Genomic DNA, 16987 nt, shown 5'->3' on the forward strand with positions numbered 1-16987 from the left:
GCATAGCGGTGAAGGCCTCGTGACCTGGCGTATCTAGGAAGGTGATGCGCTTGCCATCGGCGAGCTTGAGGTTGTAGGCACCGATATGCTGGGTGATCCCCCCTGCCTCACCTGCGATGACGTTTGTCTTGCGGAGGTAGTCAAGGAGTGAAGTCTTACCGTGGTCTACGTGTCCCATCACGGTGACGATCGGAGCACGTGTGACGAGGTCTTCCTCGTTGTCCTCCTCTTCATCCTGAGAGACTGCCTCGACGACCTCGGCGCTGACGAAGTCCGTCTTGAAGCCGAACTCCTCGGCGACCATATCGATCGTCTCAGCATCTAGACGCATGTTGATCGACACCATGAGACCAATGCTCATACACGTAGCGATGACCTGTGTGACTGGGACGTCCATCATGATGGCGAGGTCACTGACGGTCACGAACTCCGTGAGCTTCAGTGTGCGGCTCTCTGCCTCACTGCGCTCCTGAGCATCGAGGGCTGCGGAGCGAGCGGCATCACGCTTGTCACGGCGGTGCTTAGCGGATTTAGCTCCCTGCTGGTTCTTACCTGTTAGGCGGGCGAGGGTCTCCTTGACCTGACGCTGGACATCCTCGTCGGTGACTACGGCCTTCTGTGGAAGTTCCTTCTGTCGCTTAGCCTTGCGTCCCGTCTTCTGTGCATCGCCTGCACCCTGACCAGCTCGTGGAGAGCGGGAGTTGGGGTCTGTGGAGCGACCATTGCCAGCCTGGTTGCCACCGGGCTTCTGTCCAGGCTTCTTGGAGCCGAGTTCGGCCGCCTTGGCTGCTTCGGCCTTGACGTCTACGGGACCCTTGCCGACACGGGTGCGCTTACGGCTCTTGTCGGCCTTGCTCTTCTTGGCAGGGCGAGTCGTGTCGTTGATGGCGTTGAGGTCAATCTTCCCTACGACATTGAAGCTGATGTTCACCGATGCTGTCGAGGGACGGAATACCTCACCTCGAGGCTCTGTGGCCGTGGGTGCAGCCTCCTCTTCGCTGGGCTTGGACTCTGCGATAGGGGCTTCGGTAGGCTGGGTGGGCTCGCTCTTGGGGGCGGGCTTCACTTCGGGCTTGAGCTCGGGCTTAGCCTCCTCCTTCTGTGGTGCGGGCTTCTCGACCTTCTCCTCAGCCTTGACCTTGGGCTCAGCGGGAGCAGGGGTAGGCTCTGCCTTGGGGGCAGACTTCACTTCGGGTTTGACCTCTGCCTTCACTTCTGGCTTAGGTTCGGGTTTGACCTCTGCCTTCACTTCTGGCTTAGGCTCTGCCTTCACCTCTGCCTTCACCTCGGGCTGAGGAGCAGGCTCTGCGGGCTTAGGGGTAGGCTTAGGTTCGGAGGGCTTGATCGAGCCCTTGATGCTTAGGCTGGGACGGCGATCCTCGGGGATAGTCGTCTCGATATGGGTGACCTTGGGCTTCTTCTCGGGAGCCTCCTTGGTGGTCTTAGTCTCCTCTGCGGCAGCCTTTGTAGGGGCAGGGGAGGTGAGCTCAGCGAGAATCGCATCGACGCGCTCCTTGCCGAGGTGCTTGCCGTGCTCCTGCACGAGCAGGGTGGCTAGGTCGAGTGAAACCTTGGTGTTGGGGTTTACGGACTCGATATTGGGGAAACTCCTACGCTCAAGAGAGTCCTTCAGTGAGCCGATACCCACGTTGAGCTTCTTGGTTAGGACGAATAGCTTTATCTCCTTTGGCATATACTCTGTTCTCTTCCTCTTGTTTGGTTAAGCTTCTTCTCCCTCTGTGGTGGTGCTGTCGGCATCTGCGCCCTCTGCATCCTCCTCTACTCCCTCATACTCCTCTTCGTCAGCCTCGTCAGCGAACTCCGTCTCTAGGACGTGTAGGACATGGCTTAGTGTGTCCTCCTCTAGGTCGGAGGTCTCGAGGAGCTCTTCGCGTCCTGCACGTAGTACAGACTTGGCGGTGGTATAACCCTTCTCCTTGAGCTGGTTGATGACCCAAGTCTCGATCTCATCGTCGAACTCATCGAGGTAGATATCCTCCTCTACTCCCTCCTCGTCTCTGAAGACCTCGATGCGGTAGCCCGTGAGCTGCTCAGCTAGGCGCAGGTTCGCTGCATTCTTACCGATAGCCAGCGGTACCTGATCGGGGCGCATGTACACCTCGGCCTGCTTGCCCTCTTCGTCGAGGGTGATGGCCAGTGCCTTAGCTGGGCTAAGGGCACGCTGGATGAAGAGCAGGGTATTGGAGGTGAAGGTCGTTACGTCGATGTTCTCCCCCTTGAGCTCACGTACGATGCTACGGATACGAGACCCATTGACCCCTACGCAGGCGCCTACAGGGTCGATACGATCATCGTAGGACTCTACGGCGATCTTAGCACGCTCCCCTGGCATACGGGCAGCAGCACGGATGGTGATGAGCCCGTCGGCGATCTCGGGGACGTTCAGCTCCAAGAGACGCTTGAGGAACTCGGGGCTGACACGAGAGAGGATGACCTTGGGGTTGCTATTCTCGTTCTCCACACGTGCGATCACGGCACGTACGGTCTCGCCCTTGCGGAAGAAATCGCCAGGGATCTGCTCGCTCTTGGGCATGAGCATCTCGTTGCCCTCGTCGTCGATGAGTAGAGCCTCACGCTTCCACACCTGATAGACCTCGGCAGAGACGAGCTCGCCGACACGGCCGATGAAGTTGTGGTAGAAGTTGTCCTTCTGTAGCTCTAGGATCTTGCTGGCAAGAGCCTGACGGAGGTTGATGACGGCACGACGACCAAAGGCATTGAAGTCTACGGCGTCCACGAAGTCCTCGTCTAGGGTGACATCGGGGTCAATAGCCTGTGCCTCGCTCAGGGCGACCTGGTGCACAGGGTCGGTGACCTCCTCGTCGGCGACGACGTGGCGGGTACGCCAGATCTCGAAGTCCCCCTTCTTCTCGAGGTTGATGATGACGGAGAAGGTGTCATCGGAGCCAAACATCTTGGAGAGGACATTGCGGAAAGAGTCCTCCAAGACCTGGATCATGGTGTTCTTGTCGATGTTCTTGAGCTCCTTGAACTCGGAGAGTGCCTCGATGAGGCTCGTTGTTTCTTTTTTCTTTGCCATTGGGCTATTTGGGGGTTATTTATACTCGTTAATTAGAAGTGTAGGACACGCTTGGTCTGTAGGACTTCCTCCATGGGGATGGTGAGCGTCTCCTCGACGCTGGTCTTGCGCTTCTTGCCCTCGAGGCGTACGAGGCGGGTGACCAGTAGCTGGATCTCGGAGGGGGAGGCTGCCGTGAGGACACCCTTCTCCTTGATGCCGCCCTTACGTAGCACCTCTACCTCCTGACCGATGGTGCTGGTGTACTGACGGAGTACCTTCAGTGGGGAGGTGAGGCCTGCCGATCCTACCTCGAGCTCGAAGTCCTCAGCTTCGCGATCGAGCTGACTCTCGATGTGCTTGGTGAGGGTCACGCAGGCGTCGATGTTGATACCGCTCTCAGAGTCGAGCTCTACGACGATGCGGTTGCCTGGGTGTACGGCGGTCTCTACGATGTAGTAGTCGGGGTGGTGCTCAGCGATGTAGGCTGAGACGATCTCCTCTATGGTCGTATGCTGGATCATTGACAATCTTCCTCCTTTACCTTAGTCTGTTCTGTTGCTATGCTATAAAGCGAACGGAGGAAGCTCCCAGCCTCCTCCGTTGTCTCGTTTGCAGTGCAAAGATAATAAAAATCTGTGAGATAACGTCCTCCGACTAGATCCTGCCGCCCCTCTCTGCCCCTCCCCCATCGCCCTCTCGTCCTTCGCGTATTGGGTGGGGTGAGGGTGTCTTTACCTGCATTTCTTCTATGAGCGTGTAAGTCAGCGGAATACAGGTGTTGTCTACTCCATATTATATATAGGCTGTCGGAGGGTGGTGTCGTGGCTAGGGGGGTATGGTCTCAAAGGCCTCGGATAGGCAAGTGTTAGCCCCATGGTTCTCTCCCATAAGTGTAATGAGTCCAATAAATTAAGTACATTTGTGCTGTCAGCTAAAGTAATCACATACAGACACAGCCTACGCATAGATCACTGAAACTCAAGAAGAGATACGGACATGAAACAGATCATACAAATAGCATTATCCGCCCTCGTCCTCGTGAGTGCGTTCATTACGTCAGGATACGCCCAGTCTACTGGGGAGAAGACCTCTCGGATACAGCTCGGCTTCTTCCCTCCAATAAGCACCAATGGAGGGAATGCAGGAGCGTACACAAATACCGTTTCCTTTAGTACGCTGGTCGGCCTTTCGGGGAATGTACGAGCCTTTACCTTCGCAGGATTGGCCAATATCGTGCGAAACGATGCCCATGGCATTCAGTGGGCAGGGCTATACAACTATATCGGTAATAAGGGATCTGGAGCCTCTCTTGCAGGGGTAGCCAATATCTCGAAGATCTACTATAGAGGTGTTCAGCTCTCTGGTATCCTAAATATGGGGAACGAAGTGGTCGGCTCACAAATCACAGGTGTAGTGAATCTGGCTAAAAAAGTCTCCGGGGTACAATTCGCCGCTCTCGTCAATATCGCGGATGAGAGTGACTACCCGATCGGGCTACTCAATCTGATCAAAAATGGAGAGTATACCCTAGGAGTACAATATGATGAAGTCGGTACAACGGCTATTTCACTGCGTACAGGGAGTAGATTTACCTATGGGATCATCGGGTTAGGGTATAACTATAGAGCCCAAGAGAAGACGCTGGCTACTATAGCGGGCTTGGGGGTGCATCTCAATTGCTTCCCATGGCTGAGGATAAACAACGAAGTTACGGTACAGAATATCGGATTTTCAAAGAATAGTACGTTTAAGGTGGGCTATGCACTCCTTCCGTCCATTCGAGTCGGACAGCATTGGGACATCTGGGGTGGTCTTAGTCTCAATTACCTACACTCAGGGAATGTAGGTGATGGGCGGCTACTCTCCTCCAAACCAATATGGGAAAAGCAGACAGCATCCCTACGACAACAGTTGTATGTAGGATATCAAGTAGGGATACAATACGCATTCTAGGAGCATATTGAATAAGACCTCTAAGAGCTGTCTGCAGTCATGATCTTGCGGAGTGGTCGCCGTATCGGCAGTCACTCCGCAACTCTTCTTTGCTGTATAATCTCGATTATAAGCGTATTGGTATGGTACGAATAATGACCTAAACGAATATGATACCATCTGATGATAGCCTATGTGTGGGACCTATACCATTAGATTGTAGAGGCTTAATGCTTTCTCCATATTTTCAGGTCTCGCCCTAGTGCGGATGGGGTTTCTGATGCTAGTTGCCCCCTTGATAACACCATGATACCATGAAAGAAATAGGCCTTACTCCCTTGATTGCTCTGAAGCTCTTTGCTTGAATACCTCACCTTCCTCCCTCGCTATCTCCAATTATTTGCTCTCGGAGAAGTCCTCAGAGGTAGCTGCTCCTAGATAGATTTATAGTGCCTCGATCTGCCTCTCCTCTAGCTCTGTAACTCCCTCTGTATCGGTGGCTTCGGAAGGGGGACTGCGCTCTTACCTAGAGCCCACTTGCGCTCTCGGTAAGAACGCACATACGCTCTCGGTAAGAGCGTGTGAGGGCTCTAGGTAAGAGCGTAAGTGCCCTGTAAGTAATGAGTCTGTGGGAGGGATGGAGAGTATGCTAAGCCCGCCTCAGAATAGGGACTTTTGCTCGTGTCCTTGGGAGCTCTCACCTCTGTCTTTGGGGAGGCCTTGCTTGTATCTCGGGGGAGCTCCGTCCGTGTCCATGGAGAGCGTTGCCTGTGCCCCCTCGGGAAATGGGAGGGGCGGATTGGGCAGAGTTAGCTATCTTTGTGCGCTACTTCGCCACGTGCCGAGGGCTCGTATAGAGCTACACTAGGGGTATGGGCGGGAGCGTTATCCTTGCAGATGTTCAGACGCAGAGACTCTAGTCGTAGGCTAGCTCTCGGGGTGATCGCCCTCATGAGCCTAGTGGCCTGCGCTACCCGACATAGGACACCCAAGCGACCCGCTAAGGCCTCTTCGGCTCTAGTGAGCGACTCTGCGTCCGCACGTCGGGATAGCGTGAGCACGCTCGAGCAGCTCCGCTCCTTCCTCGGGGCAGATAGTCTCGGTACAGACAGCCTCAGGCAGTTGGCTCACTCTAGGCGGATCGGCAGAGGTGATAGTAGCCTCTCTCGGGACAGCCTGGGGCATATCATTGATTCCCTCGTCGATAGCCTCGGGGATGGTCTGGGGCAGGATAGCCTTCGTCAGGCACAGGCTCGCACGGATAGCCTAGAGGCGGTACGTAAGCGCAAGACCTCCGAACCCTTCGACGACATCATCGCCTACAAGGCGCAGGACTCGATGGTGCTCCTCGGGCAGAACCTCGCCTACCTCTTCGGCCCTAGCACCGTAGACTATAAGGACAAGGGACTGGAGGGGAACTTCATGCGCATGAACACCGATAGCTCCCTGATCTTCGCCCACTATACGATCGACAGCGCTGGGAAGGCGACGGCCTTCCCCAAGTTCAAGGACGGAGGGGAGAGCTACGAAGCCAAGAGCCTAAACTACAACTTCAAGACCAGCAAGGGCTTCATCACGGGTGCTGTGACCCAGCAGGGCGAAGGCTACATCACGGCCGAGCGTACCAAGCTGATGAGCAATAACTGCCTCTACATGGAGAACGGGCGCTACAGCACGTGTGACAATCACGAGCACCCGCACTTCTACTTCATGCTCACCAAGGGGAAGGCTCGTCCGCAGAAGAATGTCGTGGCAGGCCCTTCGTACCTCGTCATCGCTGACGTACCCACGCCGATCGGCTTACCCTTCGGCTTCTTCCCCTTTAATAAGAGTTATTCCTCGGGGATCATCATGCCGAAGTATGGGGAGGAGACCCAGCGGGGCTTCTACCTCAGAGAGGGCGGCTACTACTTCGCCTTCAATGACTATGTCGATCTTGCTCTCACGGGGGACTGGTATTCGCTCGGTTCGTGGGGGGCTAATGCCCGCTCCAACTACCGCAAGAGGTACCGCTACAGCGGGAACTTCAATGTGAGCTACCTCGTCACCAAGACTGGGGAGCGTGATATAGTGGGGGACTTCACGCAGAGCAACGACTTCCGTATCAACTGGACGCACAGCCAGGATGCCAAGGCGAACCCCAACTCTACCTTCTCCGCTAGTGTGAACTACTCCACCAGTAGCTACAACCACAACTCCCTGAACACCCTCTACAACCCCATGGTCTCAGGGCAGAACACGAAGAACTCCTCCATCAACTATAGCCACACCTTCGCTGGCACACCCTTCCGTCTCTCGGCCTCGATCGACGCTACACAGACCTCAGCAGACTCCATGGTCACGATGAGCCTGCCGAATGTATCGATCAGTATGAACCGTATCTACCCTTTCAAGCGTAAGAAGCGTGTGGGGGCAGAGCTTTGGTACGAGAAGATCAGTCTAAGCTACTCGGGGCAGTTCCGCAACAGCATCTCGACGAAGGAGTACCGCCTCTTCAAGGCCAACCTCATCCGTGACTGGCAGAATGCCTTCTCCCACAATATCCCCATCTCAGCCTCCTACAAGATCCTCGACTATATCGACCTCACGCTGAGCGCCAACTACAACGAACGCTGGTACACCTACAAGTCCCATAAGCGCTACGACCCCACGACCAATAGTACGGTCTATGAGCGAGAGTATGGCTTCAACCGTGTCTTCGACTTCAGCACCTCGGCAAGCCTCAATACGACCCTCTATGGCTTCTACAAGCCGTGGAAGCTCTTCGGGGACAAGGTGCAGATGATCCGCCACCGTGTGACGCCCCGTATCGGGGTGAGCTATACCCCGGACTTCGGTGCCCGTATGTGGGGCTACTACGAGACGCTCGACTATGTGGACAAGGATGGTCGTGCCCGTCAGGAGATCTATTCCCGCTACGGGGATAACCACCTCTTCGGTGCCCCTGGTAGGGGAAAGTCCGCCTCCATCAACTTCGGTCTCGATAACAACCTCGAGATGAAGGTGCGCCATAAGACCGATAGCATAGAGGAATACAAGAAGATCAGCCTCATCGATAACTTCTCCCTCAACTCAAGCTATAATCTCGCCGCTGACTCCTTCCAGCTAGCCGATATCAATGCGAGCATATCGATCCGCCTCTCCCAATCGCTGAATATCAACCTCAGCGGTTCCTTCGACCCCTACCTCTACGGGCATACCACGGACGCTAGTGGCTACGTCACCCCTCATCGTGTGAACAAGCTACGTATCTTCAACGGCAAGGGCTTCGGTAGCCTACGCGGTACAGGTACGTCCTTCAGCTATACGTTCAATAATCAGACCTTTGAGAAGATCAAGGGACTCTTCACCGGCAAGAAGGATAAAAAGGACAAGGATAAGGACAGCAAGACCGATAGCCTGCAGAACGACCCCAACGGCCCTCGTCCCGACGGCAAGGACACTTCCCTGGCAGACATTGCTGCGAAGAAACAAGAGCGTAAGTCGCTCTTCGGCAACAACGAGAGCGAAGGTGAGTACGACCAAGATGGTTACCTCAAGGTCTCCATCCCGTGGAATCTATCCCTCTCCTATGGGGTGAACCTCAACCGTACGACCTTTGACCCTCGCCGAGACGAGTACAACTACGGGCTGACCCATAGCTTGATGTTCTCGGGGAGCATCCAGCCAACGAAGAACTGGTCGTTCAACTTCAATGCGAGCTACGACTTCCTCGCCAAACGAATTGCCAACATGACGATCGGTATTAGCCGAGACCTACACTGCTGGACGCTCTCGGCGAATGCCATCCCCTTCGGCCCTTACCGCAGCTACAGCATCACCATCGGGGTCAAGAGCAGTATGCTCCACGACGTCAAGTGGGATAAGCACGGCTACTCCTCGGGACAGAGCTGGTAGTGGCCAGCTCGTAGTGTACGGGGCTATTAAGACAAAAGAACAAGGGCAGGATACGATCGTATCCTGCCCTTGTTCTTTTGTATAGGTCTCCTCCTCGCTTAGACTGTCATTGTATGCTATGCCCTCAGACTATAGGGAGAAGAGCTGGAGGAGGGGTATGGCTGTGCCCTTGGGGGTGTCTAGCTGGGGGCGTACCTTGGCTAGAGGGTAAGCCCCAGCAAGCTGTGTGGCGGTGCGCTTGATCAGTCGATGCGGTGGTACTGCTCCTCGAAGGGGATTCGGAAGCGTTCGCCCAGTGGTACATCAGCACGACGTATCCCGCAGGAGACGATCATCGATACCTGAGCGACATAGGGGAGATGCAGGGCACGCTTGACCCGCCAGCTGTCGAAGCCCTCTATGGGACAAGTGTCATAGCCTTGCTCGCTCATGGCGAGCATGAAGGTCTGTGCAACGAGGGCACAGCTCTTATGTAGGATCACATCGCCGTCGCTCTCGGAGACCTGCCTAGGGGTGGGTGCGAAGAGCCCGCCAAGCTGCATGACAGCCTTACGAAAGAGTCCCACTAAGCCAAAGCAACGAGCATAGAGGAAGGGGATCAACTTCCTATAGTAGCTCTCTTGGAGCTTGGTGTACTTCTCCCATTTCTCCTCTGGGTAAGTCTTGCGGATGACTTCACGCTGGAAGGCAAGGTTTGCCTTCGCACGTCTCTTGACGTAGTCGGGACGCACGACGAAGACTACGAGTTCAGTAGCTGTTGCGATGGTCCTCTGTCCAATGCCCGCTTTGCCGAGTCGCTGGATGAGGTCTTTGTTGGTGACGTGATAGGCCTCCCAGAGCTGCATATTGGAGCTGGTGGGGGCAAGGGTAGCGAGCTCGAGGCAGTGCTTAACGCACTCGCTGTCGAGTGGACGAGTCTCGTCATAGAGACGGATAGCACGGCGGTGCTCTAAGGCTTCTTGTATGCTCATAATGGGTGAGAGTTAGGAGTGATGGGATTGGGGGAGAGTCGCTCTCGTAGCTGAGGAGAGAGGGGAATCCTCTCGCTCCCTACGCTACGAGGAGGAGTGCACTCGATAAGCAACGAGATTAGGCTCTCGGTGTGAGTGCGGGAAAGGGCTCTTAGGTGTGTGCGTAGCGAGCGTCCTCGGTGCACAGACTAAAAGGGCTCTTGAGGTGAGAGAGGGGGGACTTCCAATATGTGTGGGTAGGAAGCGCCCTCGGAGCACGGGGAGAATGAACTCTCGGTGTGCGTGTAGATGCTCTCTGTATATGTGTAGGGAGCCTCAGTGAGACCTAGGGTTGGTCTTGGTTGGTCAGGGGAGAAAACAAAGTACTCTCCCCGAGGCGAACCTGAGGAGAGTACTTGAGAGTGGGGGAATTGTCCCCTAGGGACTAGCCTCCGAAGTCGTCGAAGAAGAGCTGACTGCGCTCTACCCCGAGGTTCTCGAGCATTACCTTGACGGCGTTGGCCATAGGGCCAGGACCGCACATGTAGTATTCGATATCTTCGGGAGCTTCGTGATCCTTGAGGTAGTTGTCGAGGATGACCTGATGGATGAAGCCTGTGTAGCCCGTCCAGTTGTCCTCGGGCTGAGGATCGGAGAGGGCGATGTGGAAGCTGAAGTTGGGGAACTGCTTCTCGATCTCGCGGAAGTCCTCTTCGTAGAAGATCTCCTTCTTGCTTCGTGCACCATACCAGTAGGAGACCTTACGACCCGTATGTAGGGTACGGAAGAGGTGCAGGATCTGTGCACGTAGAGGTGCCATACCAGCACCACCACCGATGTAGAGCATCTCAGCATCAGTGTCCTGGATGTGGAAGTCTCCGTAAGGGCCGCTCATACGTACCTTGTCACCTGGCTTGAGGGAGAAGATGTATGAGGAGGAGATACCAGGCGATACGGGGAGCCACTTGTGCGTAGCACGATCCATAGGAGGAGTAGCGATACGTACGTTTAGCGTGATGATGTTCCCCTCAGCAGGGTAGTTCGCCATGGAGTAGGCACGGATCGTCTCGGTGTCGTTGTGGCAGGTTAGGCTCCACATGTCGAAGTGATCCCAGTCCCCACGGAACTTCTCGTCGATGTCGTAGTCGGCATACTTGATGTCGTAGGGAGGAATGGTAATCTGTGCGTAGCTACCGCTCTTGAAGTTCATCACTTCACCTTCGGGAAGCTTGACGACAAACTCCTTGATGAAGGTCGATACGTTACGGTTCGATATGACCTCGCATTCCCATTCCTTCACACCAAAGACAGACTCAGGTACGATGACCTGCATGTCTTCCTTTACCTTGGTCTGGCAGGAGAGACGCCAGTGCTCCTTCTGCTCCTTGCGAGAGAAGAAGCCTGTCTCGGTAGGTAGGATCTCACCACCACCCTCTACGACACGGCAACGGCACTGACCGCAGGAGCCACTACCACCGCAGGCAGAGGAGAGGTAGATGTTCTGACCCTGTAGGGTATTGAGCAGAGTACCGCCGATGGGTACCTCTAGTTCCTTCTCGCCATTGACGGTGAGCTTAACGTTTCCAGAGGGTACGAGCTTGCTCTTTGCGACAAGCAGGATGACCACCAGAAGGAGTGTGAGCAGGAGGAAGACCCCGACACTCACCAGTATAATGGTTGTGTTCATTATGACTTATATACCTGATCTATGTTAGTTCGCCTCTACCCCTGATGGAGCTTGGGTAGCCTCTACTTGCTCTGTCTGGCTCTGCTGTGCCTTGTCATCTGCAGCCTGGAGCTTGACCCCAGAGAAGCTTAGGAAGGCGATACCCATCAGCGCCGTGATGATGAAGGTGATCCCGAGGCCACGTAGGGGCTTGGGGATATCTGAGTACTGGATCTTCTCACGTATGGCGGCCATACCGACGATGGCAAGCATCCATCCGATCCCAGACCCGAAGCCGTAGACTGTGGCCTCACCGATACCGGGGAACTCACGCTGCTGCATGAAGAGCGATCCCCCAAGGATGGCGCAGTTCACTGCGATCAGTGGGAGGAAGATCCCGAGTGAAGCGTAGAGGGAGGGGCTGAATCGCTCAACGAGCATCTCGACGAGCTGCGTGAAGGCAGCGATCACCGCGATGAAGATGATGAACGAGAGGAACGATAGGTCGATTCCCGAAGCCTCCGCACCTAGTAGCCACTCGAGTGCGCCCTGCTTGAAGACCTTGGTCTCGAGTAGGTAGTTGATCGGTAGCGTGCAGGTGAGGATGAAGGTTACCGCTATCCCCAGTCCAAATGACGTCTTAACGTTCTTCGATACTGCTAGGAACGAGCACATCCCTAGGTAGTAGGCGAAGATCATGTTATCGATAAAGATCGACCTAAAGAATAAGGCTAATGAATCCATTCTTTCTTAGTTCTATTTGTCGTGGGAGATTAGTTTTCCTGTAGCTCCTTGTTGTAGGAGCGGTGTATCCATATCAGTACGGCGACAGATATGAGTGCCATCGGAGGGAGGATCATAAGCCCGTTATTTACGTAGCCGTGGATACCATCCGTAGAGTAGAAGCTCTGAGGAATGATCTGATAGCCGAGTAGCGTACCCGAGCCAAAGAGCTCACGGAAGAAGCCGACAGCTACTAGTACGGCACCATAACCTAGACCATTACCGATCCCGTCGAGGAAGGACTCCCAGGGGCCGTTACCTAGGGCGAAGGCCTCAAGGCGTCCCATGAGGATACAGTTCGTGATGATCAGACCGACGAAGACGGAGAGCTGCTTGCTCACGTCATAGGCGTAGGCCTTGAGCACTTCGCTCACGATGGTCACTAGTGTAGCGGCGACGACGAGCTGTACGATGATACGGATACGATTGGGGATCGTCTTACGTAGTAGCGAGATCACGACGTTCGAGAAGGCTACGACGACAGTCACGGAGAGAGCCATGACGATCGAGGGCTCGAGCTTGGAGGTGACCGCTAGGGCGGAGCAGATACCGAGCATCTGCACCATGATAGGGTTGTTCTTGCTCAGTGGCCCTACGAGTGTTTCTTTATTCTTCTTGTTCCAGAGTGACATGGCTACTGGGCGTTATAGGTTAGGAGAAACTGCTGAAAGGGTGCAAGCGAGGCGGCGAGCATATCGTGGACACCGTTGCTGGTGAGGGTACCACCGGAGATACCATCGACGTAGTCCTTGTCCTCGGCGACCTGTCCACTCTTGACGACAGCGATACCTGTGAAGACACCTTCACGGAAGATCTGCTTGCCCTTGAACTGATCGGCGAAGTGTGGGGTGGAGATCTCAGCACCTAGCCCTGGGGTCTCCCCAGCGTTACCGAAGTCTGCCCCTACGACGCTGGAGTGGTCTGCGGCATCGATGGCGATGTAGCCCCAGATCTTATTCCAGAGACCAGCCCCGTTCATAGGCAGTACGTAGATGGTCTTGCCATTTACCTCAGCTATGTAGACGGGTAGGGGGCGCTTCTCGCCCTTGGCGATGAGCTTGTAGTCGAGCTCGGTGTTAGCCCTGAAGGCTTCGCTCTGTCCGATCTGGTCGCCTTCAGCTGTGGAGACGACCTGCCCATCAGCATTGACCATCAGCTCCTTCTTGATAAGGCTCTTGTAGGTCGGGATGACGTTAGCCTTGTCGGGGGTCTGCCCTAGGGCACGTAGGATCTGCTCCATCTTGTCGATGTTGGCATTCTCCTCCTGTGAAGGCTTGAGTAGTATATTGGCGCCTGCCAGTAGCACGGCAGCCAGGATGACCATCACAGCTGCGTAGATGATCACGTATGAATTCTTATCTCTATTCATCTTCGTAGCGTTGTGATTAGTTCTTTGCCTTGGAGGCTAGGCGGGCAAGACGCTTCTGCGTATTGCGCTCTACCACGATGTAGTCGATGAGTGGAGCGAAGGTATTCAGCAGTAGGATAGCTAGCATCATCCCCTCTGCGTAACCTGCGTTGAGTACGCGGATGAAGACGACCATGATCCCGATGAGGAATCCATAGATCCACTTACCTGTCTCCGTACGAGCGGCTGTGACGGGGTCAGTAGCCATGAAGACGATCCCGAAGGCGAAGCCCCCATAGAGCAGGTGCTGTAGTGGGGTGATCTGCATCGCTGCGGTTGCACCGATTGCGTTGAAGCCAAGAGCCATCACGATAGCACCTACGACACCAGATACCATGATCTTATAGCTCGCTATCCCCGTGAAGATGAGGATGAAGGCACCGATCAGGATCGCTAGGGTAGAGACCTCACCGACAGACCCAGGCAGGAAGCCGAAGAAGGCATCCAGATCCGTCAGAGGCTGACCTAGGGTGTTGTGCACATCGGGGAGCATCCCCTTGGCAGCAGCGATCTGGCCTAGTGGTGTAGCACCGGAGAAGCCATCCACGGCTGCGCCCTCTCCTCCGAGACCGAAGGTAGAGCTGAGGCGTACCCAGACCTTATCACCCGACATAGCTGCGGGATAGGAGAAGAATAGGAAGGCACGTGTGACTAGAGCTACATTGAAGACGTTGTAGCCCGTACCGCCGAAGACCTCCTTAGCGAAAATCACAGCGAAGGCCGTAGCGATAGCCATCATCCATAGAGGTGTCTCTACGGGGATGATCATGGGGATCAGGATACCCGTCACGAGGAAGCCCTCCTGGATCTCTTCGTGCTTGATCTGGGCGATGATGAACTCGATCCCTAGTCCCACAGCATAGGAGACCACGATCTGAGGAAGCACAGAGAGGAAGCCATAGAAGAAGGTGCTCCAGAAGCTACCCTCTATACCCAAGGCCGTATTGTGCTGAAGCCCTACATTGTACATCCCGAAGAGCAGCGCAGGCAGTAGAGCGAAGATCACTACGCTCATCGTGCGCTTGCTGTCGATCGCATCATGCACATGCGCCCCACGACGCTTAGCGGTCGTATTGGGCACGAAGAGGAACGTCTCAAAGCCGTCGAATACAGACTCCAGCGCTGAGAAGCGTCCCCCCTTAGTGAAGGCGGGCTTTATCTTGTCGATTTGTTTTCTTAATGCGTTCAAGGTCTTTGTCCGTTTATTGTGAAACCTTTCGTGTTAGTTCATCTCCTTATACAGCTCATCCAGCCCCTGGCGTACGATCTGCTGTAGGGGGATCTTAGAGGTATCAACGAACTCGCAGACGGAGAAGTCTTCGGGAGCCACTTCGTAGATCCCACGTGCCTCCATGTCGTTGATGTTAAAGGCAATGATGCTCTTGAGGAGGAACTCAGGGTAGATATCCATAGGGAACACTCGGTCGTATTCGCCACTCATGATCATCGCACGACGACCACCCTTGACACGCGCATCCAGTGTATACTCCTTCTTGGGCATGAGCCAGGAGAAGTAGCTGCGGCTGTGGCTGTACTCCTTCAGACGGGGCAGTGCCCAGCCGAAGAGCTCGTGGACATCATCACCCTCGGGGATGATGGTGATCTGGTCTATGCCGAGGCTCATGCGCTCGTGCTCCTCATCGACCTTGACGCCCGTGAAGACATCGCCCTCGATGATGCGTTCGTGCGCACCCTTCTTGCCTAGGCGACCAGCTAGAGCCTCCTCGAAGCGTGCTCCGGGTAGGACCTTTACGTAGCCTGTTTCCTTAGCCTCCGAGCCCGTGAGGGCGATCGTGCGGCTGTAGTCTACCTTACCAGTCTTGAGGAAGCGACCGATGACGAGTAGGTCGGTAGCCTTGAGCGTCCAGACGGTCTCTTCCTTGTTGATGGGGGCGGTGTGGTTGATCAGCACACCGACGAGGCCTGCGGGGTGTGGCCCACGTACCTCGACACGCTCTACGCCCTGTAGACCCGTTAGCTCACCTGCGCCTACACCTACGTAGACCTTACCTGTGGTCAGCTTGGTGAGGGCATCTAGGGCGAGCTGTAGCTCATCCTCCCGACCCTGCACGAGGTAGCTGAACTTAGGGGCGAGGGGGGCGGTAAAGTTCGCCGTGACGAAGATGTCCCTAGGCTCGGCATTGGGGTTGGCCAGACGGTCGTAGGGGCGCTGCTTGAAGAAGCTGAACATTCCACTCTCTAGCAGGAGGGACAGTACCTTCGAGCGTTCCATCCCCTTGAGCCCTTCGGTAGCGAAGTGCTTGTACTCGATAGTCGTATCGGGCTTCACCTCTACGCTCAGCACTTTGCGCTTAGCACCGCGGTGGACAGCGACCACCTCACCACTGACTGGGGAGGTTAATTTTAGCTCGGGGATCTGCTTGTGGTACATGAGGGCATCCCCTGCCTGTACCCGATCTCCAGGCTGAACGATCACTTTAGGGACGAACCCGATGTAATCATCAGGAGAGAGGGCATAGGAAGTGCCTCTTGCAGGGGCTGCAAGCTCTACCTCCTCGGCCTTTCCCTTCAGATTCAGCGTCAGTCCTTTCTTTATCGTGATAATGTTCGGCATAACACGTGATTGATGATATGTTTAGTTAAATTATTATGGCTACAAAAGTACATAATCTTTGTCAGATAGTACCTACAATAAGGTAGGTCAATAAGGGTACTCCCATCCCAAGGTGGCAAAAAGTCTACCCCCGTCCTCTCGCTACCTGCAGAGCCCTCTCACGCGCGTGCGTATATAATCATGGTATACGCCAGCTTGGGTACGTGGTATCTGTTCGGCCAGTGATACTACTCGCTAGGAGGGCTCTGCGCCTCTCATAGGGGATGCCTATCACCTTGGCGAGGGGGCCTGCTCTCCACGATGTCGCTCTGCCTGCTTCCCAGCAGGGGAGGTGTACACACCGCCACTGGGAGGGTCATCTCTCCGAGCTAACTCCCTCTGTCTCGGACACTACGAGGGGGTGGGATAGGACGTGCCGAGAAGGGGGATATAGGACATATAATATCCGCCCTAATCACCTATGTAAGGTGATGACTGCGCTCTTACCGAGAGCGGGGAGGCGAACATATAATGATCGTTCCCGTCACCTATGTAAGGTGATTACAGCGGACATACCGAGTTCTCTCCTAGGGGGCTCAACGCACCTCTAGGAGGGCTCTCGGAAAGGGAGCGATGAGCGACTAGGGGTAGGGGGGAGATGGGATGTAGGTCTAATAGGTGCAATAGGTCTAATATCCCTCGACGATAGTATGTGCTAGGGCTCTGTATCCACCACCGTGGTGGTTCAGTGGGG

At 55.1% G+C, this 16987-nt stretch carries 11 protein-coding genes and 1 pseudogene; 2 read left to right on the top strand and 10 right to left on the bottom strand.

Annotation, left to right across the window (positions count from 1 at the left end; all coding sequences use genetic code 11):
• From QZ554_RS00535 to rimP, 3 genes are all read right to left on the bottom strand, one after another.
• Positions 1-1693: translation initiation factor IF-2 N-terminal domain-containing protein (locus tag QZ554_RS00535; RefSeq protein WP_297193374.1), on the bottom strand; the 1693-nt coding region annotated here is incomplete at its 3' end.
• Positions 1694-1720: 27 nt separating this feature from the next.
• On the bottom strand, positions 1721-3061 hold the full coding sequence (gene nusA, locus QZ554_RS00540; RefSeq protein WP_297193376.1) for a transcription termination factor NusA: 1341 nt from the start codon (positions 3059-3061) through the stop codon (positions 1721-1723).
• A gap of 32 nt (positions 3062-3093) precedes the next feature.
• The gene (gene rimP / locus QZ554_RS00545) at positions 3094-3564 is read right to left on the bottom strand and encodes a ribosome assembly cofactor RimP (RefSeq protein WP_297193378.1); all 471 of its coding nucleotides are present in this window, start codon (positions 3562-3564) and stop codon (positions 3094-3096) included.
• Positions 3565-4039: 475 nt separating this feature from the next.
• Here rimP and QZ554_RS00550 point away from each other — a divergent pair, with 475 nt between their 5' ends.
• Together QZ554_RS00550 and QZ554_RS00555 are read left to right on the top strand one after the other, a co-directional pair.
• The gene (locus QZ554_RS00550) at positions 4040-4996 is read left to right on the top strand and encodes a hypothetical protein (RefSeq protein ID WP_297193380.1); all 957 of its coding nucleotides are present in this window, start codon (positions 4040-4042) and stop codon (positions 4994-4996) included.
• 876 nt (positions 4997-5872) lie between these two features.
• Positions 5873-8872, top strand: a complete 3000-nt coding sequence (locus tag QZ554_RS00555) for a putative LPS assembly protein LptD (RefSeq protein ID WP_297193382.1) — start codon at positions 5873-5875, stop codon at positions 8870-8872.
• A 242-nt stretch (positions 8873-9114) separates the two neighbouring features.
• Here QZ554_RS00555 and QZ554_RS00560 read toward each other — a convergent pair whose 3' ends face one another.
• The 7 genes and pseudogenes from QZ554_RS00560 to QZ554_RS00590 all read right to left on the bottom strand — a co-directional run bounded on the left by QZ554_RS00560 (position 9115) and on the right by QZ554_RS00590 (position 16254).
• Entirely contained in the window at positions 9115-9843 is a 729-nt protein-coding gene (locus tag QZ554_RS00560) for a nitroreductase family protein (protein ID WP_297193384.1), read from the bottom strand.
• 424 nt (positions 9844-10267) lie between these two features.
• Positions 10268-11509 (bottom strand): NADH:ubiquinone reductase (Na(+)-transporting) subunit F, encoded by a 1242-nt coding sequence (nqrF, locus tag QZ554_RS00565; protein WP_044168050.1) that lies wholly within the window; start codon positions 11507-11509, stop codon positions 10268-10270.
• Positions 11510-11617: 108 nt separating this feature from the next.
• Positions 11618-12232 (bottom strand): annotated as a pseudogene (nqrE, locus tag QZ554_RS00570) (NADH:ubiquinone reductase (Na(+)-transporting) subunit E); the annotation flags it as partial.
• Positions 12233-12261: 29 nt separating this feature from the next.
• Positions 12262-12903 (bottom strand): NADH:ubiquinone reductase (Na(+)-transporting) subunit D, encoded by a 642-nt coding sequence (gene nqrD, locus QZ554_RS00575; RefSeq protein WP_297193386.1) that lies wholly within the window; start codon positions 12901-12903, stop codon positions 12262-12264.
• A gap of 2 nt (positions 12904-12905) precedes the next feature.
• On the bottom strand, positions 12906-13640 hold the full coding sequence (gene nqrC, locus QZ554_RS00580) for an NADH:ubiquinone reductase (Na(+)-transporting) subunit C (RefSeq protein WP_297193388.1): 735 nt from the start codon (positions 13638-13640) through the stop codon (positions 12906-12908).
• Positions 13641-13656: 16 nt separating this feature from the next.
• The gene (locus QZ554_RS00585) at positions 13657-14868 is read right to left on the bottom strand and encodes an NADH:ubiquinone reductase (Na(+)-transporting) subunit B (protein ID WP_005468263.1); all 1212 of its coding nucleotides are present in this window, start codon (positions 14866-14868) and stop codon (positions 13657-13659) included.
• A 33-nt stretch (positions 14869-14901) separates the two neighbouring features.
• A complete protein-coding gene (locus QZ554_RS00590; protein WP_297193390.1) occupies positions 14902-16254 on the bottom strand; it encodes a Na(+)-translocating NADH-quinone reductase subunit A in 1353 nt (450 codons plus the stop codon).
• Between the last annotated feature and the right edge of the window lie 733 nt (positions 16255-16987).

Origin of the sequence: uncultured Porphyromonas sp., assembly GCF_915070105.1 — a bacterium.
In the GTDB taxonomy this organism is placed as follows: domain Bacteria; phylum Bacteroidota; class Bacteroidia; order Bacteroidales; family Porphyromonadaceae; genus Porphyromonas.

Bases quoted from the DNA above. Each gene is read 5' to 3' on its own strand.
- nqrF (WP_044168050.1), bottom strand. From the start codon at position 11,509: ATGAACACAACCATTATACTGGTGAGTGTCGGGGTCTTCCTCCTGCTC.
- nusA (WP_297193376.1), bottom strand. From the start codon at position 3,061: ATGGCAAAGAAAAAAGAAACAACGAGCCTCATCGAGGCACTCTCCGAG.
- nqrC (WP_297193388.1), bottom strand. From the start codon at position 13,640: ATGAATAGAGATAAGAATTCATACGTGATCATCTACGCAGCTGTGATG.
- QZ554_RS00555 (WP_297193382.1), top strand. From the start codon at position 5,873: ATGTTCAGACGCAGAGACTCTAGTCGTAGGCTAGCTCTCGGGGTGATC.
- QZ554_RS00550 (WP_297193380.1), top strand. From the start codon at position 4,040: ATGAAACAGATCATACAAATAGCATTATCCGCCCTCGTCCTCGTGAGT.
- QZ554_RS00560 (WP_297193384.1), bottom strand. From the start codon at position 9,843: ATGAGCATACAAGAAGCCTTAGAGCACCGCCGTGCTATCCGTCTCTAT.
- QZ554_RS00590 (WP_297193390.1), bottom strand. From the start codon at position 16,254: ATGCCGAACATTATCACGATAAAGAAAGGACTGACGCTGAATCTGAAG.
- rimP (WP_297193378.1), bottom strand. From the start codon at position 3,564: ATGATCCAGCATACGACCATAGAGGAGATCGTCTCAGCCTACATCGCT.
- nqrD (WP_297193386.1), bottom strand. From the start codon at position 12,903: ATGTCACTCTGGAACAAGAAGAATAAAGAAACACTCGTAGGGCCACTG.